Origin of the sequence: Parasphingopyxis sp. (assembly GCF_052168275.1) — a bacterium.
In the GTDB taxonomy this organism is placed as follows: Bacteria; Pseudomonadota; Alphaproteobacteria; order Sphingomonadales; family Sphingomonadaceae; genus Parasphingopyxis.
In genome coordinates, this window is the sequence record NZ_JBQLZM010000074.1 from 1 (window position 1) to 26,270 (window position 26,270).

29 protein-coding genes and 1 tRNA gene are annotated in these 26,270 nt (G+C 65.1%); 12 read left to right on the forward strand and 18 right to left on the reverse strand.

Annotated elements, in window-relative coordinates; translation table 11 throughout:
• The coding region (locus ACTS1X_RS06495; protein WP_442613571.1) for an alanine:cation symporter family protein at positions 1-577 on the forward strand (577 nt) is incomplete at its 5' end.
• A complete protein-coding gene (locus tag ACTS1X_RS06500; protein WP_442613572.1) occupies positions 559-1,551 on the forward strand; it encodes an aldo/keto reductase in 993 nt (330 codons plus the stop codon). The genes ACTS1X_RS06495 and ACTS1X_RS06500, both read left to right, overlap by 19 nt.
• Here ACTS1X_RS06500 and ACTS1X_RS06505 read toward each other — a convergent pair.
• The 4 genes from ACTS1X_RS06505 to ACTS1X_RS06520 are packed head-to-tail and all read right to left on the reverse strand — an operon-like array spanning position 1,548 to position 6,796.
• Positions 1,548-2,240 carry an NnrU family protein gene (locus tag ACTS1X_RS06505; protein WP_442613573.1) on the reverse strand — a complete coding sequence of 231 codons (693 nt, stop codon included), beginning with the start codon at positions 2,238-2,240 and terminating at the stop codon, positions 1,548-1,550. The genes ACTS1X_RS06500 and ACTS1X_RS06505 overlap by 4 nt on opposite strands.
• 7 nt (positions 2,241-2,247) lie before the next feature.
• The gene (locus ACTS1X_RS06510; protein ID WP_442613574.1) at positions 2,248-3,549 is read right to left on the reverse strand and encodes an amidohydrolase family protein; all 1,302 of its coding nucleotides are present in this window, start codon (positions 3,547-3,549) and stop codon (positions 2,248-2,250) included.
• Positions 3,546-4,958, reverse strand: coding sequence for an amidohydrolase (locus ACTS1X_RS06515; protein ID WP_442613575.1), 1,413 nt, complete (start codon positions 4,956-4,958; stop codon positions 3,546-3,548). Before ACTS1X_RS06515 ends, ACTS1X_RS06510 begins: the two co-directional genes overlap by 4 nt.
• Positions 4,955-6,796 carry a peptide MFS transporter gene (locus tag ACTS1X_RS06520; protein WP_442613576.1) on the reverse strand — a complete coding sequence of 614 codons (1,842 nt, stop codon included), beginning with the start codon at positions 6,794-6,796 and terminating at the stop codon, positions 4,955-4,957. Before ACTS1X_RS06520 ends, ACTS1X_RS06515 begins: the two co-directional genes overlap by 4 nt.
• A gap of 123 nt (positions 6,797-6,919) precedes the next feature.
• Here ACTS1X_RS06520 and ACTS1X_RS06525 point away from each other — a divergent pair, with 123 nt between their 5' ends.
• Positions 6,920-7,501, forward strand: a complete 582-nt coding sequence (locus ACTS1X_RS06525) for a nitroreductase family protein (protein WP_442613577.1) — start codon at positions 6,920-6,922, stop codon at positions 7,499-7,501.
• A 66-nt stretch (positions 7,502-7,567) separates the two neighbouring features.
• The gene (locus tag ACTS1X_RS06530; protein ID WP_442613578.1) at positions 7,568-7,915 is read left to right on the forward strand and encodes a GntR family transcriptional regulator; all 348 of its coding nucleotides are present in this window, start codon (positions 7,568-7,570) and stop codon (positions 7,913-7,915) included.
• Positions 7,916-7,925: 10 nt separating this feature from the next.
• Here ACTS1X_RS06530 and ACTS1X_RS06535 read toward each other — a convergent pair whose 3' ends face one another.
• Entirely contained in the window at positions 7,926-9,671 is a 1,746-nt protein-coding gene (locus ACTS1X_RS06535) for an acyl-CoA dehydrogenase (protein WP_442613579.1), read from the reverse strand.
• Positions 9,672-9,721: 50 nt separating this feature from the next.
• Here ACTS1X_RS06535 and ACTS1X_RS06540 point away from each other — a divergent pair, with 50 nt between their 5' ends.
• Entirely contained in the window at positions 9,722-10,681 is a 960-nt protein-coding gene (locus ACTS1X_RS06540) for an L-threonylcarbamoyladenylate synthase (RefSeq protein ID WP_442613580.1), read from the forward strand.
• A gap of 8 nt (positions 10,682-10,689) precedes the next feature.
• Here the strand turns inward: ACTS1X_RS06540 and msrA are convergent, their stop codons facing one another.
• Positions 10,690-11,229 carry a peptide-methionine (S)-S-oxide reductase MsrA gene (gene msrA / locus ACTS1X_RS06545; RefSeq protein WP_442613581.1) on the reverse strand — a complete coding sequence of 180 codons (540 nt, stop codon included), beginning with the start codon at positions 11,227-11,229 and terminating at the stop codon, positions 10,690-10,692.
• 75 nt (positions 11,230-11,304) lie between these two features.
• A tRNA-Gln gene (locus ACTS1X_RS06550) sits at positions 11,305-11,379 on the reverse strand.
• Positions 11,380-11,486: 107 nt separating this feature from the next.
• Here ACTS1X_RS06550 and ACTS1X_RS06555 point away from each other — a divergent pair.
• Positions 11,487-12,485, forward strand: a complete 999-nt coding sequence (locus tag ACTS1X_RS06555; protein WP_442613582.1) for an SDR family NAD(P)-dependent oxidoreductase — start codon at positions 11,487-11,489, stop codon at positions 12,483-12,485.
• A gap of 247 nt (positions 12,486-12,732) precedes the next feature.
• On the opposite strand, the gene ACTS1X_RS06560 is transcribed toward ACTS1X_RS06555, so the two are convergent.
• Together ACTS1X_RS06560 and ACTS1X_RS06565 are read right to left on the reverse strand one after the other, a co-directional pair.
• On the reverse strand, positions 12,733-14,154 hold the full coding sequence (locus ACTS1X_RS06560; protein WP_442613583.1) for a phospholipase D-like domain-containing protein: 1,422 nt from the start codon (positions 14,152-14,154) through the stop codon (positions 12,733-12,735).
• Between the two features lie 43 nt (positions 14,155-14,197).
• Entirely contained in the window at positions 14,198-15,082 is an 885-nt protein-coding gene (locus ACTS1X_RS06565; RefSeq protein WP_442613584.1) for a branched-chain amino acid aminotransferase, read from the reverse strand.
• Between the two features lie 70 nt (positions 15,083-15,152).
• Between ACTS1X_RS06565 and ACTS1X_RS06570 the strand changes: the two genes are divergently transcribed.
• Positions 15,153-15,650: a MarR family winged helix-turn-helix transcriptional regulator gene (locus ACTS1X_RS06570; protein WP_442613585.1), complete on the forward strand. Its 498-nt coding sequence runs from the start codon at positions 15,153-15,155 to the stop codon at positions 15,648-15,650.
• Here ACTS1X_RS06570 and ACTS1X_RS06575 read toward each other — a convergent pair.
• The 5 genes from ACTS1X_RS06575 to ACTS1X_RS06595 all read right to left on the reverse strand — a co-directional run bounded on the left by ACTS1X_RS06575 (position 15,647) and on the right by ACTS1X_RS06595 (position 18,774).
• Positions 15,647-16,453, reverse strand: coding sequence for a pyrroline-5-carboxylate reductase family protein (locus ACTS1X_RS06575; RefSeq protein WP_442613586.1), 807 nt, complete (start codon positions 16,451-16,453; stop codon positions 15,647-15,649). The genes ACTS1X_RS06570 and ACTS1X_RS06575 overlap by 4 nt on opposite strands.
• Before the next feature lie 4 nt (positions 16,454-16,457).
• A complete protein-coding gene (locus ACTS1X_RS06580) occupies positions 16,458-16,967 on the reverse strand; it encodes a YbjN domain-containing protein (RefSeq protein WP_442613587.1) in 510 nt (169 codons plus the stop codon).
• Positions 16,968-17,083: 116 nt separating this feature from the next.
• The gene (locus ACTS1X_RS06585; protein WP_442613588.1) at positions 17,084-17,386 is read right to left on the reverse strand and encodes an accessory factor UbiK family protein; all 303 of its coding nucleotides are present in this window, start codon (positions 17,384-17,386) and stop codon (positions 17,084-17,086) included.
• A 52-nt stretch (positions 17,387-17,438) separates the two neighbouring features.
• Positions 17,439-17,984 (reverse strand): TspO/MBR family protein, encoded by a 546-nt coding sequence (locus ACTS1X_RS06590; RefSeq protein WP_442613589.1) that lies wholly within the window; start codon positions 17,982-17,984, stop codon positions 17,439-17,441.
• Positions 17,985-18,024: 40 nt separating this feature from the next.
• On the reverse strand, positions 18,025-18,774 hold the full coding sequence (locus ACTS1X_RS06595; RefSeq protein WP_442613590.1) for a TlyA family RNA methyltransferase: 750 nt from the start codon (positions 18,772-18,774) through the stop codon (positions 18,025-18,027).
• Between the two features lie 86 nt (positions 18,775-18,860).
• Here ACTS1X_RS06595 and ACTS1X_RS06600 point away from each other — a divergent pair, with 86 nt between their 5' ends.
• Positions 18,861-19,718 carry a hypothetical protein gene (locus ACTS1X_RS06600; RefSeq protein ID WP_442613591.1) on the forward strand — a complete coding sequence of 286 codons (858 nt, stop codon included), beginning with the start codon at positions 18,861-18,863 and terminating at the stop codon, positions 19,716-19,718.
• Between the two features lie 6 nt (positions 19,719-19,724).
• Here ACTS1X_RS06600 and ACTS1X_RS06605 read toward each other — a convergent pair whose 3' ends face one another.
• From ACTS1X_RS06605 to ACTS1X_RS06620, 4 genes are all read right to left on the reverse strand, one after another.
• A complete protein-coding gene (locus tag ACTS1X_RS06605) occupies positions 19,725-20,483 on the reverse strand; it encodes an ion transporter (protein WP_442613592.1) in 759 nt (252 codons plus the stop codon).
• Positions 20,484-20,505: 22 nt separating this feature from the next.
• A complete protein-coding gene (gene dxs / locus ACTS1X_RS06610; protein WP_442613593.1) occupies positions 20,506-22,437 on the reverse strand; it encodes a 1-deoxy-D-xylulose-5-phosphate synthase in 1,932 nt (643 codons plus the stop codon).
• A 74-nt stretch (positions 22,438-22,511) separates the two neighbouring features.
• Entirely contained in the window at positions 22,512-22,976 is a 465-nt protein-coding gene (locus ACTS1X_RS06615; RefSeq protein WP_442613594.1) for a Fur family transcriptional regulator, read from the reverse strand.
• Positions 22,977-23,078: 102 nt separating this feature from the next.
• Positions 23,079-23,447, reverse strand: a complete 369-nt coding sequence (locus tag ACTS1X_RS06620; RefSeq protein WP_442613595.1) for a MerC domain-containing protein — start codon at positions 23,445-23,447, stop codon at positions 23,079-23,081.
• 139 nt (positions 23,448-23,586) lie between these two features.
• Here ACTS1X_RS06620 and ACTS1X_RS06625 point away from each other — a divergent pair, with 139 nt between their 5' ends.
• The 4 genes from ACTS1X_RS06625 to ACTS1X_RS06640 all read left to right on the forward strand — a co-directional run.
• Positions 23,587-24,633 carry a COX15/CtaA family protein gene (locus ACTS1X_RS06625; RefSeq protein ID WP_442613596.1) on the forward strand — a complete coding sequence of 349 codons (1,047 nt, stop codon included), beginning with the start codon at positions 23,587-23,589 and terminating at the stop codon, positions 24,631-24,633.
• Entirely contained in the window at positions 24,630-24,956 is a 327-nt protein-coding gene (cutA, locus tag ACTS1X_RS06630) for a divalent-cation tolerance protein CutA (protein WP_442613597.1), read from the forward strand. The genes ACTS1X_RS06625 and cutA overlap by 4 nt, the downstream gene beginning before the upstream one ends.
• The gene (locus tag ACTS1X_RS06635; protein ID WP_442613598.1) at positions 24,953-25,867 is read left to right on the forward strand and encodes a hypothetical protein; all 915 of its coding nucleotides are present in this window, start codon (positions 24,953-24,955) and stop codon (positions 25,865-25,867) included. The genes cutA and ACTS1X_RS06635 overlap by 4 nt, the downstream gene beginning before the upstream one ends.
• A 192-nt stretch (positions 25,868-26,059) precedes the next feature.
• Positions 26,060-26,270, forward strand: a 211-nt coding sequence (locus ACTS1X_RS06640) for an uL13 family ribosomal protein (protein WP_442613599.1), incomplete at its 3' end; no start/stop codon positions are given.

The window sequence follows — 26,270 nt, forward strand, 5'->3', positions numbered from 1 at the left end:
CGCAGTGTTGAGCGGGATCGCCATCGGCGCCTTTTCGAGCTGGCCGGGCGTCGCCCATGCCCAGGCACGCACGCACGAACCCGCATCCGAAGGGCTCGTCGCGTTGCTCGAGCCGTTCATCGATACGGTGATCGTCTGTTCGCTCGGCGCCATCGCGATCGTGCTGGCCGGAACGCACCAGAGCGGGCTCGACGACATCTCGATTACCTCGGCCGCCTTTTCCCAGATATCGAGCTGGTTTCCGATCCTGCTCGCCATTGCGGTGTTCCTGTTCGCCTATTCGACATTATGCGCATGGGGATTTTACGGTTTGCAAGCCTGGGGATATCTTGTGGGCGAAGGGCCGATCCGTAACACGACCTACAAGATACTCTACGTCCTGATGCTGCCGATCGGCTCGATCCTGCCCGTGCAGGCGGTGTTCGACCTGGTCGACAGTGCCTTTTTCCTCATGGCAATTCCGAATGTAATCGCCATCTATATCTTCGGGCCGGAGATCAAACGCGAGATCACCGGCTATTTCGAACGCCATCGCCTGACCGAAGAGGAGCCCGCATCATGGAAACCCGCACATTAGGAAAAGAGCTGGCGGTATCCGCGCTCGGCCTGGGCTGCATGCCGATGGCCGGCATCGGCAAGGGCATGTACGGCATGGCCGACGATACGGAATCGATTGTGACCATCCATCGCGCCATCGAACTGGGCGTCACCTTTTTCGATACCGCCGAAGTCTACGGTCCGCACCGCAACGAGGAGCTTCTCGGCCGCGCGATCGAGGGCAGGCGCGAGGGTCTCGTCATCGCCACGAAATTCGGATTCAAGTTCGACGAGAGCGGTTTTCGCGGCGTCGACAGTTCGCCCGAAAATATCCGCAAGGCGTGCGAAGGTTCGCTGCAGCGGCTGGGCATCGATACGATCGACCTTTACTATCAGCACCGGGTCGATCCGGATGTGCCGATCGAGGAAACCGTCGGCGCGATGGCCCGGCTCGTCGAGGAGGGCAAGGTCCTCTATCTCGGCCTGTCCGAGGCCGGCCCGGACACCATTCGCAAGGCGGCGGCGACCCACCCGATAGCCGCGCTGCAATCCGAATACTCGTTATGGGAGCGCGACATCGAAGCGGAGATTCTGCCGCTGTGCCGCGAACTCGATATCGGATTCGTCCCTTATTCGCCACTCGGCCGCGGCTTTCTGACCGGCCAGGTGACGTCGCACGAGGACCTCCCGGAAGGCGACTACCGGCGCAACGACCCGCGCTACAGCGAGGAAAATTTCGCGAAGAACATGGAAATCGTCGACGTCGTGAAGGGCATCGCGGACGCGCATGGCGTCTCACCCGCGCGGATCGCGCTGGCCTGGCTGCTCCATCAAGGCGACGACATCGTCCCGATCCCCGGCTCCAAGAGGCGCCTGACGCTCGAAGATTCGATGGCGGCGGTCGATGTGGCGCTGAGCGACGACGATCTGGCGACGCTCGATGCGGCGGCACCGGCCGGCGAAACCGCCGGTCCCCGCTATCACGAACCGATGATGAAGATGGTGCGGATCTAGCCGAGCCAGGCGACGGGCCCGACCGGCATGGCGTGCAGCCAGCTGGCGCCGAACCAGAGCAGCAGGCCGAAGACGAGCGGCACCACACCGGGCCATGCGGCGCGGAGCGGTATCCGGCCATCGACGATGGCGCCGAACGGCATGAACGAGGTTCGCGTCTCCCAGCCGCGCCAGGCGTCGCCCATCAGGCGCTCCTTCTTCCTGTCCTGTCCGATCGATCCGAAAAAGGTAAGGACCAGGATGCCCGAGGCGATGACGAGGTTCGCCGGGCCGCCGCTCAACGCGATGTGCGTAACCGCCCAGATCATGAACGCCCAGTTCATCGGGTGGCGGGTGATCGCGAAAACGCCGGTCACCGGACGGATCGGACGGGGCTTCCTGGTCGGATCGGGAAAGGCCGGATTGCCGAGAAAGGACCCGGCCAGCAGGATCATCGAAACGAGCATCAGGATCGGCGCGCCCCAATCGAAGAACCAGGACGGCGCGACCCAGTGGGGCGGCAGCGGCGGCATCGACCGCGCGGCCCAGACCATCCAGCCGAGAGTTGCCGCCGCGATCAGCGAGTAGAGGCCCAGAAACGCCGTTTCGCCGAGGCGCTTGACCAATGGCGCGCGCAGCGGGTGCGACAGCAGGAAATGGAAACCCACAAAGCATGCCGTCGCGACGATCAGCTGGGTCAGCGCGTTCATTCGTTCCTCACCATTCGTATGCCTGGGGCAGTTGCTGTTCATCGATGGACAGATAGCGGTCGCGCAATCTCGTCTGGCGGGAAGTCAGCGGTTGCTCGACGCCGTCGATCAGCATCAGTTCCACGTTCGAACTGAGCTCCAGCGGATCGCCGTCCCAGATCACGACATCGGCGCGGCGTCCGGGACGCAGGGACCCGATCTCGCCGCCCAAGCCCATGATCTCCGCCGGCAGCGAGCTGATTGCCGCGAAGGCTTCGCCCCAGCTCAAGCCGGTCGCGCCGGGCACCCGGTTGAGTGCGACCAGATTGCCGGCATATTGGGTCGAATAGCGGATCTGGTGCGCGTCGTTATCGTCGATCATTCCGATCGCCACTTGAACGCCCGCGTCGCGCATGCGGCCGATATTGGATTGGGTCGCCGCCAGCTGTTCGAACTGTGCGGGGAGATCGTTGAGCGCGGACGCGATGACCGGAATACCCGCCGCGGCTATTTGCGGCGCGACGGTCCATCCTTCGCTCGCGCCGACCAGAATGAGCCGGAGCCTCGGATAATCGGTCCTCAGCGCGATGACGTTGAGGATATCGCGCGCCTGCTCGACATGGACGATGAGGGGAACGCGGCCCTGGACGACCGGGACGAGCGCCGCTGCATCGACGCGGTTGAGCAGCGCATCGCTCGATTGACCGCCATAGGCGGACGGGTTGTTCGCATAGCGCTGCGCCTGATCGAGCGCGTTGCGGAACGTGGCGTGGCTCGCCGACCGGCTGCCGCCCGCCCGCTGGGCACCGCGCTCGCCCAGTTCCACGAACTGGAAGGCGCGGGGCTGCATGATCGCGTCCATGTCCGCGCCGAGATCGATGACCGCCCCCTGCCCGCCGAAAATCGCGTTGCTCGTCCCCGGCGCGACGATTGCGCGCGTCACGCCGCCGGTCCGGTTGGTGGCGATCGCGGACGACAACGGATTGACCGCCGGTGCGACGTCGAGGCCGGCGCTGAAATCGGACTCCGATGCTTCAACGTCGTTGGTCGAACTCACCGCGCTCACCTCGACAAGACCGAGCCGCGTGAACCCACCCACGATACCCGGCGTGACCCACCGGCCGGTCGCGTCGACGATCTGAGCCCCGGCGGGAACCGCGACGTTCGCGCCCGCCGCAACCACCCGGCCGTCGCGCAATATGACCGTGCCGCCGGGAACCGGCTCGCCCCCGTCTCCGATCACCACCGTACCGCCGGTAATCGCGACGGTCTGCGCGCTCGCCGGCACGGACAGCAACAGCGCCGTTATCAGAGCCAGTAGCGCTTTCATCGCACGCTCCCTTCGCCCGGCTGGCCCAGCTCGAAATCGGCGATCGGCCTGAGTTGCGGGTTGTTCATGTCGTACAGCAGCGCGCCATCGATCCAGACCATCTGCGGCCGCGAATAGACGCTGAAGGGATCGCCGTTCCACAATACGATATCGGCGCGTTTGCCGGCGACGAGGCTGCCGGTCTCTTCGGCGATGCCGAGCGCCCGCGCCGGGTTGATCGCCAGCCATTGCCAGGCCTCCGCATCGCTGATCTGAATGCCGGCCCGTCGCCCGTCGGCCAGCGCCTTGGCGGCCTCCTGATTCAAACGCTGTATCTGGTTCTCGTCGTCCGAATGGACGATCGCGCAGGCACCGGCATTGTGCACCATCGGCACATTCTCGAAGACGGTATCATAGGCTTCCATCTTGAAGCCCCACCAGTCCGCCCACATCGCCGCGCAGATGCCGTGCTCGCGGAGCAGGTCGGGGATCTTGTAGGCCTCGACCGCATGCTGGAAGCTGGCGATGCTGTAGCCGAACTCCTCGGCCATATCGATCATGATCGCCATCTCGTCGGCGCGATAGCAGTGATTGTGGACGAGGATGTCGCCGCTCATCACACCGGCCAGCGTTTCATGCTGGAGGTTGCGGGCCGGCCGCGTGCCACCATTCTCGCGGTAATTCTCCCACTGATCCTGATAGCGTTGCGCATCGATCCAGGCCTGCCGCGCGACCGCGACATTGGCCATCCGGCTGCCCGGGGTCTGGTTCCGGCTGCCATAGACGCGCTTGGGATTCTCGCCGCACGCCATCTTCAGGCCGTAGGGCGCGCCAGGGAACTTCATTCCCTGCATCGTCCGCGACGGCACGTTGCGCAGCGTGACGGAACGCCCGCCGAACAGGTTCGCCGATCCCGGCAGGATATTGAGCGTGGTGACCCCGCCATTGGCGAGCGCGCGGCTGAATCCCGGATCCTGCGGCCAGACGCTGTGCTCGGTCCAGACATTGGCCGTATTGTTGCCGGTAATCTCGTTGCCGTCCTGATGCGCGGCGACGCTCGGGCTCGGATAGTTGCCGAGATGGCTGTGGATATCGATGATGCCCGGCGTGACCCAGAGCCCGGTTCCGTCGACCACCATGGCACCCTCGGGTATGTCCAGAGTCTCCCCGATGGCCTGGATTTCGCCATCGGCGAAATAGACCATGCCATTGTCGATCTGTCCGCCCTCGCCGTCATAGATCGTCGCGCCCCGGATCACTGTCGGGCGTCCCGGATAGGGGCGATAAGTCGAAGGGAACGGATCGGGATCGAACGCCGTTTCCCGCTCCCTTTCCTGCGCCGCACTGGCGCTGCTCGTACCATCGTTTCCGGTGGTCGCGCAGCCGAACAGCGCCAGGGTCGCGGCGATCAGAAAGGCCGGCTTTTTCACGTCCGCACTTCTCCCGTCGTGTTGATGCCGGCGGCTTGAGGCTCGGCCAGTTCGGACTGACCGAGCATGTCGTCATCAATGCTGTCGTCCTTCAGCGTATCGAGATGCATCAGCTTCTTGATCAGCGGCGAGATGATCATGACGGCGACACCGACACCTATGGCTACGAGGCCAACAGTCTCGTAGACACCGAGTACGACTTCCTTCCCGGCGGTTTCGCCTTCAAGTCCCTCGGCACCGGTGGCCGCAGCAATAAGTCCGGCTGCAAAATTGCCGGTGGCCGATGCAAAGAACCACGTTCCCATGATGATCGACGCCATATGCGACGGCGCCAGCCTGTTCATTGCGGAAAGGCCGACCGGCGACAGGCAAAGTTCGCCAGTCGTATGCAGCAGGTAGATCAGAAAGATGAAGATCACCGGTGTCGGAACGTTTAGACCGACGGCCTCGGCACCCCAGACGAGAACCAGAAAGCCGAGGCCGACCTGCACGACGCCCAAGCCGAACTTCATCGGCGTGGAGGGTTCGAGCCCGCGTCGGCCCAACCATGTCCACAAGACTGCGAAGATCGGCGCCAGCATGATGATGTAGATCGCGTTGATCGACTGGAACATCGAAGCCGGCACGCCACCGCGATCGACATGCCGATCGGTGAACAGGTTGAGCGATGAACCAGCCTGCTCAAACAACGCCCAGAAGATGATCGACGTGAAGATCAGGAACATCGCCGCAAAGATCCTGTCACGATCCTCGCCGGTTATCGCCATGACCTGCTGGACCATGATGGCGAATAGACCGATCGTGCCGACAAGGCTGAAAAGGCCCCAGGTTGGCAAGGTCAGCCCGACAACCGTTATCGGCGCTTCGGCGGCGGCAAGAAGATCAGCGGACGTCAACCCACCGATCGCCAGGAACAGGAAACCTCCGACAATCAGCGTTCCCATCGCCGCCGTGAAAATCTTGATACCATTGTCAAGTGACCAGCGCCCGCCGTTCAACACGAACATCGAATAGAACAGGACCGACACCACGAGCGCCGAACCGAAGATGGCGAGCAGATATCCGACAAGGTCCTGATACTGGATCATCAGCCAGCAGACGCCGACCATGAGCAATCCAACACCGTAAAACAGCCATTCCTTGGGAAGACCGGCTACCGATTCCCTTAGCATTTCCGGGTTTGACGGCTCGCCTCTACCCAGCAGGAACGGCTTTCCCCAGATGAACACGACAAGGCCCAGCAACATGCCGAAACCGGCAAGGCCGAAGCCGTACGCCCAACCATAGGTCTGGCCCAGATAACCGCACAGCAACGAACCGATCGCCGCGCCGAGGTTAATGCCCATGTAGAAGATCGTATAACCCGCATCACGGCGGACATCGGTGCGCGGATACAATTGCCCGACGATAACCGAGATGTTGGCTTTCAGAAAGCCCGAACCGACGATGATAAGCGCCAGAGCCAACCAGAAAACAAAAATGACCGGATTGCCGTCATGCCCCGCTTCCGGCGAGCCTTCGAAGGCCATGAAGAAATGCCCGAGCGTCAGCAAAATTGCGCCGAAGAGAACCGCTTTTCGTTGCCCCAGATAGCGGTCGGCCAAGTAACCGCCGACGACCGGCGTGATATAGACCAGCGCCGTATATGCGCCGTAGATGACCGATGCTTCGGCATCCGAAAACATCCAATGCTGGACAAGGTAGAAAATCAGCAGGGCGCGCATTCCGTAATACGAAAACCGCTCCCACATTTCCGCAAAGAACAGAACGAACAAGCCTTTCGGATGGCCCAGAAATGTCCCCTTTGAATCACCACTCTCTTGATACGCGCTTGCCATAATACTGAGGCTCCCCAAATGTCTGGCCGGTTGGGCCGGCCTTTATGGCGGCGCAGACTAGCGCCGAAATCGACGCTGTGAAGGGGCTGGCACAACTAGCCGCGGATGCTAGGAGCGGCAGCCATGTTCAACGATCTCTCCACCCCGCTCGACTTCCTTGCCACCCGCCGCTCCGGCCGCCCGCGCGACATGGTCGAACCCGGCCCGCAAACGGCGGAATTGCGGCGCATATTGGAGATCGCGACGCGCACGCCCGATCATGGCAAGCTCGCGCCATGGCGATTCGTCATCGTCGAGAAATCCCAGCGGACACGGTTCGCGGAAATCTTGCACACCGCATACCGGCTCGACCGGGAACTGCCGGGCAAGCTCGAAATCGAGGCCATCGACCAGTTCGCGCATCAGGCGCCGACTCTCGTGGTCGCGCTGCACAGCCCGAAAGAGGCCAGCAAGATCCCGCTTTGGGAACAGGAACTTTCGACCGGCGCCGCCTGTTTCAACCTGCTCGCCGCCGCCCATGCCCATGGCTATGTCGGCGGCTGGCTGACCGGATGGGCCGCCTATTCGGACGCGGTTCGCGACGCTTTCGGCGCCGCGCCTGAGAGAATCGCCGGATTCGTCTTTCTCGGCACGGCCGGCGCCGAGCTCAAGGAACGCCCGCGCCCCGACTATGACGCGGTGGTGCGTCAGTGGAGCCCTGAATAGCAGCTGATCGAATTTATTCGGCCCGCCCCCTTGACGCGACGCAGTGTTTTACTACACTATATCGCGATGTCCAAAGCAGAACAGCCCGTCTATCTCAAACTGCGCGAAAAGATCGCCGCGGCCATTCTCGACGGCCGCTACGGGGATGGCGATCCGCTCCCTTCGGTCCGCGCTTTCGCGGCCGAGGAAGGCGCAAACCCGCTCACCGTGGCGAAAGCCTATCAGACGTTCCAGGATGACGGGATCGTCGTGGTCCGTCGCGGCGTCGGCATGTTCGTCGCGAACGGCGCGTCGGAAAAGCTCAAGACGCGCGAGCGCGAAAGCTTTCTCAAGGAAGAATGGCCGAGGATCGTCCGCCATATCGAACGGCTCGGCCTCGATGCGGCCGAACTGCTGGACCGCGAGACCGCTTAGTCGCGCGGCACTAGGCGGCGAAAGTCTCATCCGCGATCGAATAGAGGATATCGGCCTTGGCCGTCGCCGCCGCTTTCAGCCCGCGCGCCTCCGGCACCATCTGATCGAGATAGAAGCGCGCGGCCGCGATCTTCATCTTCAGAAACTCGCCATCCCCCTCGCCCGTATCGAGCTGCGCCTGCGCCACGCGTAACTGGCGTGCCATCAGCCAGCCACAGGTCGCAACCGACAGCATCGTCAGGAACGGATAGCTCGCCGCCAGCTGGTCGTCGACGCTGGCATCGCCCGACGACAGCCAGTTCGCCACCGCCTCGCAATCGCCGGCCAGGCTGGCCAGCGCCTGTTCGCCGTCCGCCCCGTTCGCGATATCCGCAAGCAGCGAGGCCATCGCTTCGCCCCCGCCGAGACGCAGCTTCCGTCCGACCAGATCGGCCGCCTGGATGCCGTTGGTGCCTTCATAGATCGGCGCGATCCGTGCATCGCGATAATGCTGCGCGGCGCCGGTCTCCTCGACAAAGCCCATCCCGCCATGAACCTGCACGCCGAGGCTCGCGACTTCGCACCCGATATCGGTGCCATAGGCCTTGGCGAGCGGCGTCAGCACTTCGGAACGCGCCTTGGCGTTCTCGTCGCCCAGGGTCGCGGCATCAACCTGCCCGGCGGCATAGTAGACCAGCGCCCTCACAGCCATCGTCGCCGCTTTCATGCGCAGCAGCATCCGCCGCACGTCGGGATGCTCGATGATCGCCACCGGCTCCCTGGAATTGCCGCCCGCCCGCGCCGACTGGATGCGCTCCTTCGCGAACTGCACCGCCTGCTGCGTCGCGCGTTCGCCGATCTGGACGCCCTGCAGGCCGACATTGAGCCGGGCATTGTTCATCATCGTGAACATCGCCCGCATCCCTCCATTTTCCGGCCCGATCAGCCAGCCATGGCAGTCGTCATTATCGCCATAGGACATCACGCAAGTCGGCGAGGCGTTGATCCCGAGCTTGTGCTCGAGCGAGACGCAGCGGACGTCATTCTCCGCACCCGGCTCCCCATTCTCGTCGAGCCGATAGCGCGGCACGAGAAACAGCGAGATGCCCTTGGTCCCTTCGGGCGCGCCCGGGGTTCGCGCGAGCACGAGATGCACGATGTTGCCGGCCAGATCGTGCTCGCCGAAGGTGATGTAGATTTTCTGGCCCTTGATCCGCCAGCTCCCGTCGTCAGCGGGTTCCGCCTTGGTCTTGAGCGCGCCGACGTCCGAGCCGGCCTGCGGCTCGGTGAGGTTCATCGTGCCCGTCCATTCGCCGGTCGAGAGCTTGGGCAGATAGGCGGCCTGCAGCTCCCCGCTGCCGTGATGGGTCAGCGATTCGATCGCGCCGACGCTGAGGATCGGACACAATGCAAACGCCATATTGGCTGCCCCGAGCGATTCCATGATCGCGACGGCCATCGAAAAGGGCATGCCTTGCCCGCCGAACTCCGTCGGCGCCGCGATCGTGCCCCAGCCGCCTTCGACATAGGCGCGATAGGCCTCGATATAGCCGTCGGGCATCACCACGCCCTTGTCGGTCAGCGTCGCGCCCTCGGTGTCGCCGAGCCGGTTGAGCGGCGCCCATTCGCCGGCGGCCAGTTGCGCCGCCCCTTCGAGGATCGCATCGACCATATCGCCCGACGCGTCGGCGAACCGGTCGCTTTGCGCGAGCTGCGATATGCCCGCGACATGCTCGAGTACGAAGCGTTGTTCGGTGACGGGCGGCATGAAGCTCATATCGGTATCCTGGTCTTGCGGAGAATCTGCGCGGCCTATAGCCCGTGCCGATGGAGACGCCAAATCCTCCGGTGCAAACGATCGTCGGACCGTTCGACGAGGCAGTGATCGCCGACGCCGCCCGCCGGATCCTGGCGGGCGAATGCGTCGCCGTGCCGACCGAAACCGTGTACGGGCTCGCGGCCGACGCGACCAATGGCGAGGCGGTGGCCGGCATCTACGCTGCGAAAGGCCGTCCGTCGTTCAACCCGCTCATCGTCCACGTCCCGACCCTTGAAGCGGCGAAGGCGATAGCGACGTTCAACCCGGCGGCCGAGGATCTGGCGGCGGCGTTCTGGCCGGGGCCGTTGACCCTGGTCCTGCCCCGAAGACCCGACAGCCCGGTCGCCGCCATCGTTGCGGCGGGTCTCGACACGATCGCCGTCCGGGTTCCCGCCCATCCGGCGATGCTGAGCCTGCTGCGCGCCACGAACCGGCCCTTGGCCGCGCCCTCGGCCAATGCCAGCGGCCGGATCAGCCCGACCCGCGCCGCGCATGTCCTCGCCGGTCTGTCCGGCAAGGTCGGGCTGATCGTCGATGCCGGGCCGACCGGACACGGGCTCGAATCGACCATCGCCGCGCCGACGGCCGACGAAATCCGGCTTTTGCGCCCGGGCCCGATCGACCGGGAACGGATCGAAGCTGCCACCGGCCTGCCGGTGTCCGACAATGTTTCCGACGCCATCGAAGCGCCGGGACAGATGATGAGCCATTACGCCCCGGCGAAACCGGTCCGCCTCGGGGCAAGCCAGGGCGAGCCGGGCGAATGGCTGATCGGTTTCGGAAATGTTGCCGGCGACGCAACGCTGAGTGCGTCGGGCGACCTGATCGAAGCCGCCGCCCGGCTGTTCGACGCATTGCACGAGGCCAACGCGAGCGCCGCATCGCGGATCGCCGTCGCCCCGATTCCCGAAACCGGGCTGGGTATCGCGATCAATGACCGGCTCCGGCGCGCTGCCGCCGACCGTTAGACCGAAACCTAGGCGTTCGCCTTAAGCCGCGCCTGATAGCTTTTCCGGAATTTCTGCAGCTTCGGCGCGACGACCGCCATGCAATAGGGATTGCGGCTGCCCTCGCGCTCGAAATAGTCCTGGTGATAATCCTCGGCCCGGTACCATTGCTCAAGCGGTTCGATGGTCGTGACGACCGGATCGTCCCATTCCTCGGCGGCGCGGTCGATCGCCTCCTTCGCGAGCGCCTCCTGCTCTTCGTTATGCGGGAAGATCGCCGAGCGATACTGGGTGCCGACATCGTTGCCCTGGCGATTGAGCTGGGTCGGGTCGTGAATATGGAAGAAGATGTCGAGCAGATCGGCATAGCCGATCACGTCGGTGTCGAACGTCAGGCGCACCGCCTCGGCATGGCCGGTATCGCCGGCACAGACCGAGCGATAATCGGGATTGGCGGTCTCGCCGCCGGTATAACCGCTCTCGACATGGGTGACGCCGACCACGTCGTTGTACACGGCTTCGGTGCACCAAAAACAGCCGCCGGCCAGCGTCGCTTCTTCCATCGCCATCGCGATTCTCCCTTGCGCTCGATAGGCGAGAGATAACTACGCTATGCCGCCGATCAAGGTTACAGGGTTGCCGGCTGGCTGGGGCGGCAGGGATCGAACCTGCGAATGGCGGCACCAAAAGCCGCTGCCTTACCACTTGGCCACGCCCCAGCAGCCGGGCGCCTATATAGCGGCCCTTCCGGCGAACGGAACCCCTTCTGGGCGCTGGCCATGTCCAGTTCGCGAAGCTAAGGGACCTCCTGAACGAGGAGACGTAAATGGCTGTTCTGGTAACCGGCGCTGCAGGCTTTATCGGCATGCATCTGTGCGAAAGGCTACTCGCCCGGGGCGAGCAGGTGGTCGGTATCGACAACCTCAACGATTATTATTCGGTAGACCTGAAGAAGGACCGGCTGGAAAGACTAAACGGCGAAGGATTCACGTTCGAAAAAGTCGATTTCTCGGACCATCAGCAGCTCGAAAAATCATTGTCCGGAAAGGAATTCGACCGAATAGTGCATCTCGGCGCGCAGGCCGGCGTCCGCTACAGCCTGATCAATCCGCGCGCCTATGTCGACACGAATGTAGCCGGCCATGTGAACATCATGGAAGTCGCGCGCGAACGACAAACGACGCATATGGTCTATGCGTCCTCGTCGTCCGTCTATGGCGGCAATCAAAGCTTTCCGTTTCGCGTCGATGACCGGGTCGACCAGCCGGTTTCGCTGTACGCGGCAACGAAGAAATCGGGGGAGCTGATGAGCGAGACCTACGCGCATCTCTACCGCCTGCCGATGACCGGGCTGCGCTTCTTCACCGTCTACGGCCCATGGGGCCGGCCCGACATGGCGATGTGGATCTTCACCAAGAAAATCCTCGCGGGCGAGCCGATCCCGGTGTTCAACCACGGCAATATGCGCCGGGACTTCACCTATATCGACGATATCGTCACCGGCGTGGTCGCGGCGCTCGACAATCCGCCGGCCGACGACGGCGAGGAGAAGGCCGGCGGCAGCACGAAGCCCCACGCCCTCTACAATATCGGCAACAACCGTTCCGAAGAGCTCAGCCACATGATCGACGTGCTCGAGGACGCGCTGGGCAAGAAAGCGGAGCGCGACCTCCAGCCGATCCAGCCCGGCGATGTCCCCGCCACCGCCGCCGATATCAGCGCGATCCAGCGCGATCTCGGCTTCGAACCCTCGACCCCGATCGACGTCGGAATCCCCAAATTCGTGGACTGGTACCGCAGCTATCACGGCAACCGGACCGGCTAGCGCGCCACGCCGGTTGACACCGGTTGACACGGGGCGGACATTCCGCAGGACCCGCGATCCGGCAAAGTTCACAAAGTATACACACAGCGTTGCTCACGAACGCACTATAATTTCCTACATCGCACGCCCTCGGTCGCCGAACCCGCGCCGCACGGACCGCATTGTCCCGGACCATTTCCTATTTTGGAAGCGAAATCGGCGATCCGGCTGTCCGGCAGGAGACGTCCCCAAGTCCCACCGGTTCGGCCTATCGCGGCAGGTCGATCTTCGCGAATTCGTCGTCGGGCCGTTCGGCGTTGAACACCGCGTGCTCGCCGAGCCACTCCTCCACAGCGTTGAGATCGGGGAACTGATAGTCGCGGAACGTGCGGCCCGACTTGCGCGAGAGCTGGATCGCCTGGATCAGGGAGCCGGTTTCCTTCATCCGCGTCTCGATCTGTTCGACCGGCGTGTCGAGATGTTCGGCGAGGAGATCGTTGCGAATTCCCGCGATCGTCCGGCGCGCCGCGAAATCGTCTTCCGCGCCGGCATCGATCGCCAGGTCGCATTCGGTATCGAAGCCGAACGAGCGGTTGTTCAGGTTCGAAGACCCGATCCGGATCATGCGGTCGTCGACGATCAGGACCTTCGCATGGACGTAGATCGGCGAACCCGCCTCGTTGACCGGATGGTAGAACCGGAGCCGGTCGTGAATGTCGCGATCCTGGAGCGCCTTGATCAGCCGGGCGCGGGTCGTGTCCATCATCTTCGATTCGAGCCAGCCCTCCGCGCTGACCGGATTGACAATCACGATTTCGGGGCCGTCCTCTTCCGCCAGTCTTTTCTGGATCGCGATCGCCAGTTTCCGCGAGGCGAAATACTGGCTTTCGGCGTAGATCGTCTCGCGCGCGCTCGCGATCATGTCGAGATAGAGCTGCTCGATCTCGGCAACCTGCTCCAGATCGTCGATCTCCGGCCGGGTCCGCGCGATCGCCACATCGACGCCGGAAAAGTCCGGCTCCAGATATTCGGGCCAGCAATCGTGGCGGCTCGACGACGCCTTGACCGGCTTTCCGCCGGCGATCTTCCAGCGATCGACGGCGAAATCGGCGAGCGCCGCCGCCACGTCGCCCTGCACGATCATCGACGCGTCGTGCCAGGGACCGGAATCCTCGTCGCCGGGCTGGCAGCGACAGGGCTGGTCCTCTTCGTGCGCGCGCGTGTCCCAGCGCCCCTCGGTGAGATCGATCCCGCCGCAAAAGGCGGTATCGTTGTCGATGACGACGATCTTGTGATGGTTCGCCGCGCCGGCCGGATGCATCGCGTCCAGCTTCAGATGAATCCGCGGGTGAAAGAACCAGCGCATGATCGTGAAGAGCGTGCGGCCCCGGAACAGCGCCTTGAGGGCGCCGGTGTCCCAGCGGAGGATATAGACGTGCAGGTCGGGATTCCGGCGGACCAGCCAGTCGATGAACTTGCCGATTTCGAGCGGACCTTCGGGCTCGCCTCGCGTGTCGTGCATCTCGACCCGCGCGTCGAAATCCCAGCCGACGAGGATGATCCGGTCCTGCGCTTCCGCCATCGACCGCCGGACGGCGCGGAAATAATTCTCGCCATCGACGAGCACCGCCGCGCGGGCGGCATTCTCCACCCGCCAGCAATTCCGTCCCTCGTCGAAAACTGCCTTCAACCGGTCTGCCCTGCTCCCTTGGCCCGCTCCCTTGGAATGCGACTTAGCTATTGCTCAGCTGCCCCCGCACCAGTTTCGAATAGTCGTTCATCAGGTCGAGCGTCATCTCGCCGACCTCGAAATTCCACGGTCCGGCTTCGCGGACCGGGGTCACCTCGGCGGCGCTGCCGGTCAGGAAGAACTGTTCGAACCCCTCCAGCTCCTCGGGCCAGATATCGCGCTCGACGACCTTGATCCCGCGCTTCTTGGCGAGCCCCATGACCGTCTGCCGCGTGATCCCGTTGAGGAAGCAGTCGGGCGTGGGGGTATGGATGATGCCGTCCTGGATGAAGAAGGCGTTGGCCCCGGTCGCCTCGGCCACCTGCCCGCGCCAGTCCATCATCAGCGCATCGTCATAGCCGCGATCGGCCGCATGGTGCTTGGACATGGTGCAGATCATGTAGAGCCCCGCCGCCTTGGCATGGACGGGCGCCGTATAGGGCGCCGGGCGCCGCCAGGGCGCGATATCGAGGCGGATGCCGCGCTCCTTGTTCGGGAAATAGTCGCCCCATTCCCAGGCGGCGACGGCGACATGCGTCTTCGTCGCCTGCGCCGCCACGCCCATCTGTTCGGGACCGCGCCAGGCGACCGGGCGGACATAGGCATCGACCAGATTGTTCGCGGCCAGCACGTCGCGGCAGGCCTGGTCGATCTCCTCGACGCTGTAGGGCATCGGCATGCCGAGGATTTTCGCCGAGGTGTGCAACCGCTCGCTATGCCGGGTCAGCTCGAAAATCTCGCCGCCATAGGCGCGCTGTCCCTCGAACACCGAAGAGGCGTAATGCATCGCATGGGTCAGGACATGGACATTCGCGCCGCGCCAGTCGACGAGCTCGCCGTCGATCCAGATTTTGCCGTCGCGGTCGTCATAGGGTTGGGCCTCGGCCATCAAATCGCCTCTTGGATCGGTGTCACTGGGATATTGCACCCGGTTAGGCGCGCTGCCAAAGACGGTCAATATGGCGAGTAATGCTCCACCCGCGTCCCCGCTCTTTTTACGCGAAACCGAAATCCGGCGCGGGATCGAGCTGCTCTTTTTCGCGCATGCCGAACTCATGCGGAGCGGCGATGCGTTATTGGAGGAATACGGGCTCGGCCGCGCACACCATCGGGCGCTGTATTTCATCGCCCGCAAGCCCGGTCTCGCGATCGGCGATCTGATGGCGCTGCTCGGCGTGACCAAGCAGTCGCTGGGCCGGGTCCTCGGCGAACTCGAGGAGCGGGACTGGATCGAGCGCGAACGCGGGCAGCGCGACCGGCGCCAGATACTCGTCCGGTTGACGAAAAGCGGGGAAAAGCTGGAAGCGGAGCTGTTCGCCGCGTTCCGCGCCAAGATGATCGCCTCCTATGGCGAAGCGGGTCCGGCCGCCGTCACCGGTTTCTGGACCGTGCTCGAAAAGCTGCTGACCGACGACATGCGCGACCGCGCCGCCGAGCTGGCCCGGCACGAACGCTAGCGCCGCGCCTCGGCGGCCATTTCCCGGTTGCGTTCGGTCGCCGCCTCGAGCGTGCGGTAGACGAGCTCCGCAAGCGCATCGTCCCGATCGAGAATGTCGAGCCCCTTGCGCGTCGAGCCGCCGGGACTCGCGACGCGGTCCGCGAGCGTGCCGGGGTCCTCGTCGGACGCGGCGGCGAGTTCGGCCGCGCCCTGGACCGTGGCGATCGCCAGCCGCTGCGCCTGACCGGCATCGAGCCCCAGCCTTTCGCCGCCGCGCGCCAGGGCGTCGACGAAGCGGAACAGGAAGGCGGGGCCGCTGCCCGACAATGCGGTCACGATATCGAACAGCGCTTCGTCGGCGATCCATTCCGCGAGGCCCAGCCAGCCCATCAGTTCGGCAACCATCATGGCGCGCGGGTCGGTCCGGTCTTCCGCGATCAGGCCCACGGCGCCCTTGCGGCGCGCGACGGGCATGTTGGGCATCACCCGGACGATCTGGCCGGCATCGGGAAAGGCCGCGCGCAGGGTGGCCCGCTCGACCCCGGCGAGAATGGAAACGACGACCGTGCCCGGGCCCGCAAGCGCGCTCAATGCGGGCGCGATATCGGCGAGCATGTGCGGCTTGAAGCCGAGCTGGACGACCGCGTCGCCGAAACCGTCCGCCGGCGGTCCGTCCCGCCGCTCGACGCCGTCGGGGAGGCCGGACTTGGCCGGATCGATCACGCGAAAGCGCCCGGGCGCCTCGCCGGCCGCGAGCCAGCCGGCCAGCATCGCGCCCGCCATATTGCCGCAGCCGATCAGCCAGACCGGACGCGCCGCCATGCGCTCAGGCCTCGCCGGCCGTGTCGACCAGCGCGGCTTCCAATGCCTCGGGCGGCGTCTTGTCGCCCCAGAGCACGAACTGGAAGACCGGATAGAAGCGCTCGCATTCGTCGAGCGCCGCCTCGATCAGCGTTTCGGCCTGCTGCAGGGTCAGCCCGGCCTCGCTCGTCGCGTCGAGCAGCGCGGCATGGCGGAACAGGATCATGCCCGATGCCGCCCACATCTCGAAATGGCCGAGCCAGAGTTGCTCGTTGATCAGCCCGAACGTCTCGTAGACGAGCTGGCGCTTCTCCTCGGGCACGCGGATGTCCGGCAGCGCGAGGAACTGGAGCACGCGGTCCTCCGCCCGCCACACGGCCCGGAGCTCGTACTGGGTCCAGCTGCCCTTGACCGCGGCGACGATCTCCTCGTCGCCGTTGCGCTCGGACTGCCAGTCATGCGCCGCGAAATACTCCTCGAGCACGTCGAGCGGGGCGCTTGCCAGCGTTCCTTCGCCATAGTCTTCGAGGTTCATACGGTTTGCGTCCCACGACCGAATTCCATGGCCCGGACGTGAAGAATCCGCCGCGATCGTGCAACCAAGCGGGGCAGAAAGCTGTGGACGAGCGCGGGCTGCGCCGGCCGCGCTTTCTATTTAGAATCGCTCGCCTTTTTCGTTGTTTTTGAGGTGGATGCCTTGCGCTTCGCAGGCGCACTGCCAGCTTCGAGCGCATCGAGCCGCGCCTTGAGCGCGTCGGCTTCGTCGCGCGCGGCGGCCGCCATCTGCTTGACCGCCTCGAATTCCTCCCGGCTGACGAAATCCATCCCGCCGACGAAATCCTTGGCCTTGTCGCGCAGCGACGCTTCCGCCTCGCGCCCGACGCCGGCCAGCGTTCCCGCCGCCGCGTTCACCATTTTCACGAAATCGTCGATCAGCTTGTTTTCGGTCTGCATGTCATGCTCCTGAACAGATATTCGGCCCGAGCGCCTTATTTGACTAACACAGTTATATCTGGGTACTCGTCGTGCCGACGACAAGGGTTTCGGCATCGGGATTGAGCCGGTCGATCTCGAAATTGAGCAGGGCGGCGAAACTGATCCAGGCGAGATAGGGCAACATCAGCCAAGCCGCGATACGCCGGACGCGCCCGAAAATCACCGTCGTGCCGATCGCGAGCGCCAGCATCAGCAGGATCCACCAGAAGGCGAAGCTGACCTGGTGCATGCCGAAGAAGATCGGCGACCAGAGCAGGTTGACGATGAGCTGGACGACGAACAGCCCGATCGCGAGCCCGCGCCAGCGCGAACCGCGCGCCTGGATCACCGCGACGAGCGCGAAGGCCATGAGCGCGTAGAGGATCGGCCAGACGATGCCGAACAGATAGGATGGCGGCTGGAAGGGCGGCTTTTCCAGCGCGGCGTACCAGCCCGTCTCGCCCGATCCCGACACCGCGCCGGCGAGCGAACCGACCAGCACGATCAGCGGCACGAGCACGAGCGCCCAGCGCAGGAAAGACATTCGCAGCTGCCCCTTGGTGGCGATGCCGACCATATTGCGACTCCCCTTTACGGTCCCTTGTTCATCGTTAGCCTCAACCGGCGGCGCTTTCCAACCGTTCCGCTCCGATCAGGAATTCGACATTGCCCTGCGGTCCCGTAATGGGACTGGGCGTCACCCCGACAACGCGCCAGCCGGCGCCGGTCAGCCAGTCGGCGACCTCCGCGCAGACCCGCTCGTGCACGGCCGGATCGCGCACCACGCCGCCCTTCCCCACCTCGCCGCGCCCGGCCTCGAATTGCGGCTTGATCAGCGCCACGAGCCGCGTCTCCGCGCGCGAGAATTTCAGCGGCGTTTCCAGTACCTTGGAGAGCGATATGAAGCTGGCGTCGCAAACGATCATGTCGGCGGGTTCGGGGATCTGCTCGGCGGTCAGGTGCCGGGCATTGGTGCGTTCGAGGACGATGACCCGCTCGTCGTCGCGCAGCTTCCAGGCAAGCTGGTTGGTGCCCGAATCGACCGCATAGACGCGGAGCGCGCCCTGGCTCAGCAGCACGTCGGTAAAGCCGCCGGTCGACGACCCGACATCGATCGCCACCGCGCCCTCGCCGGTCCAGCCGAAATGCGCGAGGCCGTGCGCGAGCTTGAGCCCGCCGCGCGACACCCAGGGATGATCGCGCCCGCGCACCTCGAGCGGGGCGTCGGCGGCGACGGGCTGGCCGGCCTTTTCCACTCGCCGCTCGCCCGAAAAGACGGTGCCGGCGAGAATCAGCGCCTGGGCGCGGGACCGGCTTTCCGCCAGTCCGCGCTCGACCAGCGCCTGATCCGCCCGCATCTTCGCCATTGCCGTCCCTCGTGCCATCCACTCGATGCACAGCGCTGTAGCACAAAGCATTGCGCTTTCAGCCCGTTTCCGGGCAATGGAGCGCCATGGGTTTTCCGGTCAAGACCGACTATCGCCGCTGGCGGCAGAAGGAATATCGCTACACGCCGCAGCAATTCCTCGCGCTGGACCGCCTGCCCTCGGGCCTCTTCATGATCGATTACGGCGCGGTCGAACTGGCGCTGCTGATCAGGAATCGCGGGGCGTCGGCGAGCTTCTACGGCTTCCACGCCGCGCAGAGCCCGCTCACCCGCCAGCCGGTCCCCTATTTCCAGGGCCGCAAGGTCGCGCCGAAGCGGATGAACCAGATCCTCGTTTCCGATCCGTCGCTCTATCTCCACGACGATGTCCGGGTCGGCTGGTTCCTCGGCAACCGGCATTGCGATCTCGTCGCCGAGCTGCCGCCGATCATGGACAAGATCGACGCGCTCGCGGGCGCCGGGCGCCGGCTGTTATGGGGCAACAGCGCGGGCGGCACCGCGGCGCTGCGCTATGCGCGCGAGCAGGACGTCAGCGTTGTGATGAATCCGCAGATCGTCCTGCGCAATTTTACCTGGGGCCGGGTCGAACCCTGGCTGCTCCATGGCTGGGGGATCGAGGATTACTGGGAAGGCCGGGAGTTCGGCGAGAAGCATGGCGACCTGCGCAATACGCCGCCCAGGGGCCGCATCGTCTATTGCCAGAACGAGCATGACGACCATGTCGAGCTGCAATTGAAGCCGCTGGCCGACACGCTCGGCGTGTCGACCGAGCCGGGAGACGACGGCCGCTTCAGGCTGATCCTCGGGGACTGGGGCAAGGGCCATATCCCGCCGCCGTCCGAAATCCAGCAACGGATCGTCGGCGAGGAGGTCGAGCGGATGCTGGGCAGGCCGAAAGGGTTGCGGGGGCTGTTCGGCCGGTAGCGCCGCCTATTCCGCTTCCCCGTCCTTCTTCTGCATCGCATCGGAAAAGGCGGCGGCGAAGATGCCGGTCGGCATCGCGATCACGCCGATCCCGCTGATCGCGATCAGCGCGGCGCAGATACGGCCAAGCACCGTCACCGGATAGACGTCGCCATAGCCGATCGTCGTCAGCGTCACGATCGCCCACCACAATGCGCGCGGCACCGATCCGAAGGCATCGGGCTGGGCCTCGGCTTCGGCGAAATAGAGCAGGGTCGCGCTGAACAGCATCAGCAGCAGCGCGATGATGATCGCGACGCCGAGTTCGAAGCGGCGCGCGTAGAGCGCGAGAGCGACATTGTCGAACGCGCTGCTCATCCGCCCGAGCCGGACGATCCGCAGGATGCGGACGATCCGCGCGAAACGCAGCCAGTAGAGGCTCGTCGACGCCAGGGTCAGGAACAGCGGCAGCAGCGCGAGCAGATCGATGATCGCCGACGGCGTCAGCATCCAGCGCAGGCGGCCGAAGGGCCTGCCCGCAAAGCGCGGATCGTCGGCGGCGATCCAGATGCGGACCAGATATTCGACCAGGAACACGGCGCCGAACACGATATGCAGGGTGAAGAAGGTCTCGGCGTGCGGTCCCCGGATGGTCGGCTCGGTCTCGAGGATCGCCATCAGCGCCGACAGGACGATCAGCAGCGCTATGATCTTGTTGGCGCCGGAAAGCCCCTGCGGCCGGGCGCGCGGTTCCAGTTCGTCATAGAAGCGGGATCGGATCGACATCGCACTCCACCCGCTTTTCTGGTCAGGCCCGCTCGCCGACTTCCTCTACGTTTACGCTGTTGTGGCGCAGCGCCTTGAGAGCCGTCTCGACGATGCCGTCGGCGTCGAGGCCGGCCATCGCATATTGTTTTTCGGGCTTGTCCTGGTCGATGAACTGGTCGGGCATCCGCATCGTGCGGATCGTCAGACCGGCATCGGTGAGCCCGTCATCGCTCGCCATCGTCAGCACATGCGCGCCGAAACCGCCGACGCTCGCCTCCTCGATCGTCACCGCCACTTCATGGCTGGTAAGTAGCTGGCGGATCATGCCTTCGTCGAGCGGCTTGGCGAAACGCAGATCGGCCACGGTGGTGCTGAGCCCCATCGCATCGAGCCGGTCGGCGGCCTTCTTGGCTTCTTCGAGCCGCGCGCCGAGCGAGAGGATCGCCACCTTGCTGCCGTGCCGCACGATCCGGCCCTTGCCGATCTCCAGCTTCTCAAGCGTTTCGGGAATCGGCACGCCGGTGCCCGCGCCGCGCGGATAGCGCACGGCAATCGGGCCGGAATCATGTTCGGCCATGGTATAGACCATGTTCGCCAGTTCGGCTTCGTCCGCCGCCGCCATGACGACGAAATTGGGCAGGGTCCCCAGATAGGCGAGATCGAAGCTGCCGGCATGGGTCGACCCGTCGGCGCCGACAAATCCGGCCCGGTCCATCGCGAAGCGAACCGGCAGGTTCTGGATCGCGACATCGTGGACGACCTGGTCATAGGCACGCTGCAGGAAGGTCGAATAGATCGCGCAGAAGGGACGCATGCCCTGGGCGGCCAGCCCCGCTGCGAACGTCACCGCATGCTGCTCCGCAATGCCGACATCGAAGGCGCGATCGGGATGCGCGGCGGCGAATTTGTCGACCCCGGTGCCGCCCGGCATGGCCGCGGTAATGGCGCATATGCGCTCGTCCGTCTCGGCCAGTTTGGCGAGCGTTTCGCCGAAAACATTCTGATAGGCGGGCGGCCCCCCGCCCGGGCCCTTGTCCTGCTTGCCGGTGATGACATCGAACTTGGCGACGCCATGATATTTGTCCGCCGATTCTTCGGCGAAGGAATAGCCCTTGCCCTTCTTCGTGACGACATGGATCAGGCACGGCCCTTCCGCCGCGTCGCGGACATTTTCGAGCACCGGAATCAGATGATCCATGTCGTGCCCGTCGATCGGGCCGACATAGTAGAAACCGAGTTCCTCGAAGAGCGTGCCGCCCGTCACCATGCCGCGCGCGAACTCGTCGGCCTTCTTGGCCGTGGTCTGCAGGCGCTTGGGCAGCTTCTTCGCGACCTTTTTCGCGATCTCGCGCAGGCCGAGAAATTCGTGCGACGAGATCAGCCGGGCCAGATAGCCGGACAGTCCGCCGACCGGCGGCGCGATCGACATGTCGTTGTCGTTGAGGATGACGACGAGCCGGTTTCCGGCGGCTTCGGCGTTGTTCATCGCCTCATAGGCCATGCCGGCGCTCATCGCGCCGTCGCCGATCACCGCGATCGCCTTGCCCGGCCTTCCGGCGAGCTTGTTGGCCGTCGCGAAGCCGAGCGCCGCCGAGATCGAGGTCGAGCTGTGCGCCGCGCCGAACGGATCATATTCGCTTTCGGACCGCTTGGTGAATCCCGACAGGCCCCCGCCCTGGCGCAGGGTGCGGATGCGGTCGCGCCGCCCGGTGATGATCTTGTGCGGATAGCATTGATGGCCGACGTCCCAGACCAGCCGGTCCTCGGGCGTGTTGAACACGTAATGGATCGCGGCGGTCAGCTCGACGACGCCGAGGCCCGCCCCCAGATGGCCGCCGGTGACCGACACCGCGGAGATGACCTCCCGCCGCAATTCGTCGGCGAACTGGGTGAGCTGCTCGGGCTTGAGCTTCCGCAGATCGGCAGGCGTAACAACCTGATCTAGCAGCGGAGTTTCGGGACGATCGGACATGGGCAACGCAACCTTTCTCGATTCGCCCTTCTAATGGCGGAACAGGCCGCTGTCGAACCTGCGATCAGCAGGATTCAGGCGCATTCGGAGCACAGGCCGCGCACCTCGATGACCGGCCGTTCGGGGTTGAAACCCTGTCGCCTGGCCGCCGCACGCACGCCGTCGGCCAGTTTGTCGTCGTCGAGATGGGTGGTTTCGCCGCATCCGTCGCACACGAGGAAGATGCAGTCGTGCAGGCATTCGGGGTGCCGGTTGGCGAGATAGGCGTTCGCGCTCTCGATCCGGCGCGCCACATTGGCCGCGGTGAAGAGGTCGAGAATGCGGTAGACGCTGTTCGCCGCAACCCGGCGCTCCTGCGCGTTGGAGACGGCTTCGGCGATGTCGTAGGCCGAGGCCGGCCGCTCGAACTGCGCCAGCGCGTCGAACACCGCAGCGCGCATCTTGGTCCATTGCTCGCCCGAGCGCTCCAGCGCGGTCTGCGCGGCCGCGGCCAGCGCTTCGCCTTCATGCAGGACATGATCGTGATGATGGTCGGCCATGGACAAAAGGTAAGCGCGATGCCGCCGCTTCGCAATCCCCGGGGGGAGCGGGCCGGTGCGGCGAACTTCCGACAGGAAGTTTCTGACGAAAAATCGCGCAGCCTAGCGGTAGGCGCGGCGGTTGAGATCGTGTCCGAGCGCCAGCAGCGCAACGCCGAGGATCGTGTAGACCAGTTCCATCTCGCTGTGCGGCAGCGACAGCGCGCCGGCCATCGTCCCGACGCCGAGCGAGCTGATCGCGACCGGCAGCATGTAACCATGCTGAAGCGCGCCGCGGCCGATCGCGATGACGCCGAACAGGATCGCGATCACGAGGCCGACTTCGTGAATGATCGGATCCAGCAACATGCCGCCGGCCGACGCCGCGAGCGCGAAGAAGACCGCGCCCGACAGACAATGGACGATGCACAGGCCCGAGAGCCAGATGGCCCAGCGGTCCAGCATTCCATTTTCGGTCGCGAACAACGGCATCGAGGCACAGTCCTTCCGGGCGGTCCGACTCGCTGCCGACCGCTTGAACGAGATATGTTATTACACCGAAGATACAATATCACACAACCCAAAAGGCCGTATTGGCAATCGGCGCGCGGGGGCATATCTGCGCACCATCATGACGAGCATCGCCCTTTACCGATCGTCCGACCATCATGGCAGGCCCCGCGCGATCGCTTGGTGGCTGCTCGGCGTGGCGGTCATGGTGTTCGTCATGGTCGTCGTCGGCGGTATCACGCGCCTGACCGAGTCCGGCCTTTCGATGGTCCGCTGGGAACCGATTTCGGGCATCATTCCGCCGCTCAATGCCGAGCAATGGCAGGCCGAGCTCGATGCCTATCGCGCGACGCCCGAATATATCCAGGTCAATCGCGGCATGTCGATGGCCGAATTCCAGGCGATCTTCTTCTGGGAATATGTCCACCGCGTCCTCGGCCGGCTGATCGGCCTCGCCTTCGCGATTCCGCTCGCCTGGTTCTGGATCAGTAAGGCGATTCCCGCCGGCTATCACTGGCGGCTCGTCGCCCTGCTCGCGCTGGGCGGGCTGCAGGGCGCGATCGGCTGGTGGATGGTGGCGAGCGGGCTCGTCGACCGGCCGGACGTCAGCCATATCCGCCTCGCCGTCCACCTGATGACCGCGCTGTTCATTCTCGGTGGGCTCGTCTGGACGGCGCTCGACCTGTTCGCGCTGGACCGGGACGCGGCCGCGAAGCCGGCCCGGATGACGATGTTCGGGTTCGTCGTGCTGCTCGTGCTGGCGATCCAGATCCTGTTCGGCGCGTTCACCGCCGGGCTCGAGGCCGGCTACGCCTTTTCGACCTGGCCGCTGATGGGCAATGAATGGTTCCCGGCCAACGCGCCGATGCTCGACGGTTTCTGGCGCAACGTGGCGGACAATCCGGTCGTCGTGCAGTTCATCCACCGCTGGTGGGCGGTCGTCACCGTGATCGCGCTGGTCTGGCTGGCGCGCAAGGTCCGCAAGGACAACCGCATGGCGTCGGTCGCGATCCACAGCGCGTTCGGCACACAGTTCCTGCTCGGCATCGCCACCCTGCTGACCGGCGTCGACATCGTCGTCGCGACCGCGCATCAGGGGGTCGGCGCGCTGGTCGTCGTCACCGCCGCCTGGGGCGTTCACCTGATCGGCCGCCGGCAACCGGCATGAGCGACATCGCCACCGTCTATGCGGTCTTCGGATCGCGCGACGAGGCGGAGCGGATCGGCCGCGCGATGGTCGAAAAACGGCTGGCGGCCTGCGTCAACATCCTCGGACCCGTGCAATCCGTCTATCGCTGGGACGGCGCGATCGAACGGGCGGAGGAGATCGCCGCGCTATTCAAGACCAGCGCGACCGCGGCGGACGCACTGATCGCCGCCATTGCCGCCATGCACAGCTACGACGTGCCCGCGATCTGCCAATGGCCGATCGAACGCAGCGCGCCCGGCTATGCCGCATGGGTGCGCGGCGAAACCGGAAGCGGCGCATGAGACGCGCGCCGTCGCTCGCCCTGGCCGCGGCGTTCCTGCTCTGCGCCCAACCGGGCCTCGCACAGGCCGACGACGACGCCGCGCCGGGCGAGGCCGCAACGGTCGATTTCGGCTTCGCCCCGCCGATCGGCACGGTGCTCCGGTACGAACAGGTCCGCAGCGCCACGATCGACGGGCGGACGACCGGGGCGCGGCTGGTCCACGATTACCGGTTCGAGCGGCATGGCGGCCGCTTCATCGTCTGGGTCGAGCTGACCGGGATCGAGGGACTCGGCGACGATCGCGGCGCCCGGCTGGCCGAGACCGTCGCGGCCCCGATGCGCCATGTCCGCTATGCGGTCGAACTCTCGGCCGAGGGCGAACCGCTTGCGATCCGCGACGAGGCGCGCGTCTGGGCCCACATGCTGGACGGCATCGCGCGGATCGAATCGGAGATGCGGACGCGGGCCGGGATCGACGAGACCGAAAGCGCGGCGATGCTGCGCCTGCTCGAAGCGGAGCGGAACCGGGACGGCGCCGCGCGGCGCGCCGCGCTGCTGACCGCGACCGCGGACATGATGGCGCTGGCCGGACGCCGGCTCGCCCGGGGCGAAACGCCGCATGCCGCCGAAACCGCCTCCCCGCTCGGCGGCCGCGTCGATCTCGCCGGGACGATGCGCGTCACCGTCCCCGCCGACGATATCGCGATGGTCGAAATCGCGAGCGGCGCCGACATCGCCGGAGGATTCGCGATCCGCGAACGGACACGCTATCGCGCCGCGCTGTCGAGCGGTCTCGTGCACCGGATGGACCGGACGCGCGATTTCACCGCGCCGGAGGGCTCCGGAGCGCCCTCGCACAGCGAAACCGTCTCGATCCGTCTGCTCACGGAAATCGCGCCCGACAACCCGGCCCCGGCCGGCGGCGGATGACCGGCGATCGCGGCCCGGATCGCCGCAGCGTGGGAGGGCGCGGTATTCCAATACCCTTCTCGAACGGCGCTCTGAGCTTGACCTAGCGGGATTTTGTCGCCATTAGGCCGCTCGAAACGCCGCTCCCGAGGGGGTGGCGTATCTGTTTCTTACGCAAGCCGGGGCACCAGGCCCCTGATGGAGGTTGAGGCCATGAAGGCGCTCACGAGAACGACCCGCTCGGCGAACAAGGCCGACGTGGAAAAGAAATGGGTGTTGGTCGATGTCGAGGATCTCGTCGTCGGTCGCGCCGCCGCCGAGGTCGCCAAGATCCTGCGCGGCAAGCACAAGCCGATTTTTACCCCGCACGTCGATTGCGGCGACAATGTCATCGTCATCAACGCCGCGAAGGCCCGCTTCACCG

Coding starts and splice junctions, on each gene's coding strand:
- ACTS1X_RS06615 (WP_442613594.1), bottom strand. CDS start 22,976: ATGGCCGACCATCATCACGATCATGTCCTGCATGAAGGCGAAGCGCTG.
- ACTS1X_RS06520 (WP_442613576.1), bottom strand. CDS start 6,796: ATGGCAAGCGCGTATCAAGAGAGTGGTGATTCAAAGGGGACATTTCTG.
- ACTS1X_RS06590 (WP_442613589.1), bottom strand. CDS start 17,984: ATGGTCGGCATCGCCACCAAGGGGCAGCTGCGAATGTCTTTCCTGCGC.
- ACTS1X_RS06585 (WP_442613588.1), bottom strand. CDS start 17,386: ATGCAGACCGAAAACAAGCTGATCGACGATTTCGTGAAAATGGTGAAC.
- dxs (WP_442613593.1), bottom strand. CDS start 22,437: ATGTCCGATCGTCCCGAAACTCCGCTGCTAGATCAGGTTGTTACGCCT.
- ACTS1X_RS06555 (WP_442613582.1), top strand. CDS start 11,487: ATGGCTGTTCTGGTAACCGGCGCTGCAGGCTTTATCGGCATGCATCTG.
- ACTS1X_RS06500 (WP_442613572.1), top strand. CDS start 559: ATGGAAACCCGCACATTAGGAAAAGAGCTGGCGGTATCCGCGCTCGGC.
- ACTS1X_RS06595 (WP_442613590.1), bottom strand. CDS start 18,774: ATGGCGAAGATGCGGGCGGATCAGGCGCTGGTCGAGCGCGGACTGGCG.
- ACTS1X_RS06540 (WP_442613580.1), top strand. CDS start 9,722: ATGGAGACGCCAAATCCTCCGGTGCAAACGATCGTCGGACCGTTCGAC.
- msrA (WP_442613581.1), bottom strand. CDS start 11,229: ATGGCGATGGAAGAAGCGACGCTGGCCGGCGGCTGTTTTTGGTGCACC.
- ACTS1X_RS06565 (WP_442613584.1), bottom strand. CDS start 15,082: ATGGCCGAGGCCCAACCCTATGACGACCGCGACGGCAAAATCTGGATC.
- ACTS1X_RS06505 (WP_442613573.1), bottom strand. CDS start 2,240: ATGAACGCGCTGACCCAGCTGATCGTCGCGACGGCATGCTTTGTGGGT.
- ACTS1X_RS06570 (WP_442613585.1), top strand. CDS start 15,153: ATGGCGAGTAATGCTCCACCCGCGTCCCCGCTCTTTTTACGCGAAACC.
- ACTS1X_RS06525 (WP_442613577.1), top strand. CDS start 6,920: ATGTTCAACGATCTCTCCACCCCGCTCGACTTCCTTGCCACCCGCCGC.
- ACTS1X_RS06625 (WP_442613596.1), top strand. CDS start 23,587: ATGACGAGCATCGCCCTTTACCGATCGTCCGACCATCATGGCAGGCCC.
- ACTS1X_RS06580 (WP_442613587.1), bottom strand. CDS start 16,967: ATGAACCTCGAAGACTATGGCGAAGGAACGCTGGCAAGCGCCCCGCTC.
- ACTS1X_RS06635 (WP_442613598.1), top strand. CDS start 24,953: ATGAGACGCGCGCCGTCGCTCGCCCTGGCCGCGGCGTTCCTGCTCTGC.
- ACTS1X_RS06605 (WP_442613592.1), bottom strand. CDS start 20,483: ATGTCGATCCGATCCCGCTTCTATGACGAACTGGAACCGCGCGCCCGG.
- ACTS1X_RS06575 (WP_442613586.1), bottom strand. CDS start 16,453: ATGGCGGCGCGTCCGGTCTGGCTGATCGGCTGCGGCAATATGGCGGGC.
- ACTS1X_RS06530 (WP_442613578.1), top strand. CDS start 7,568: ATGTCCAAAGCAGAACAGCCCGTCTATCTCAAACTGCGCGAAAAGATC.
- ACTS1X_RS06600 (WP_442613591.1), top strand. CDS start 18,861: ATGGGTTTTCCGGTCAAGACCGACTATCGCCGCTGGCGGCAGAAGGAA.
- ACTS1X_RS06620 (WP_442613595.1), bottom strand. CDS start 23,447: ATGCCGTTGTTCGCGACCGAAAATGGAATGCTGGACCGCTGGGCCATC.
- cutA (WP_442613597.1), top strand. CDS start 24,630: ATGAGCGACATCGCCACCGTCTATGCGGTCTTCGGATCGCGCGACGAG.
- ACTS1X_RS06510 (WP_442613574.1), bottom strand. CDS start 3,549: ATGAAAGCGCTACTGGCTCTGATAACGGCGCTGTTGCTGTCCGTGCCG.
- ACTS1X_RS06535 (WP_442613579.1), bottom strand. CDS start 9,671: ATGAGCTTCATGCCGCCCGTCACCGAACAACGCTTCGTACTCGAGCAT.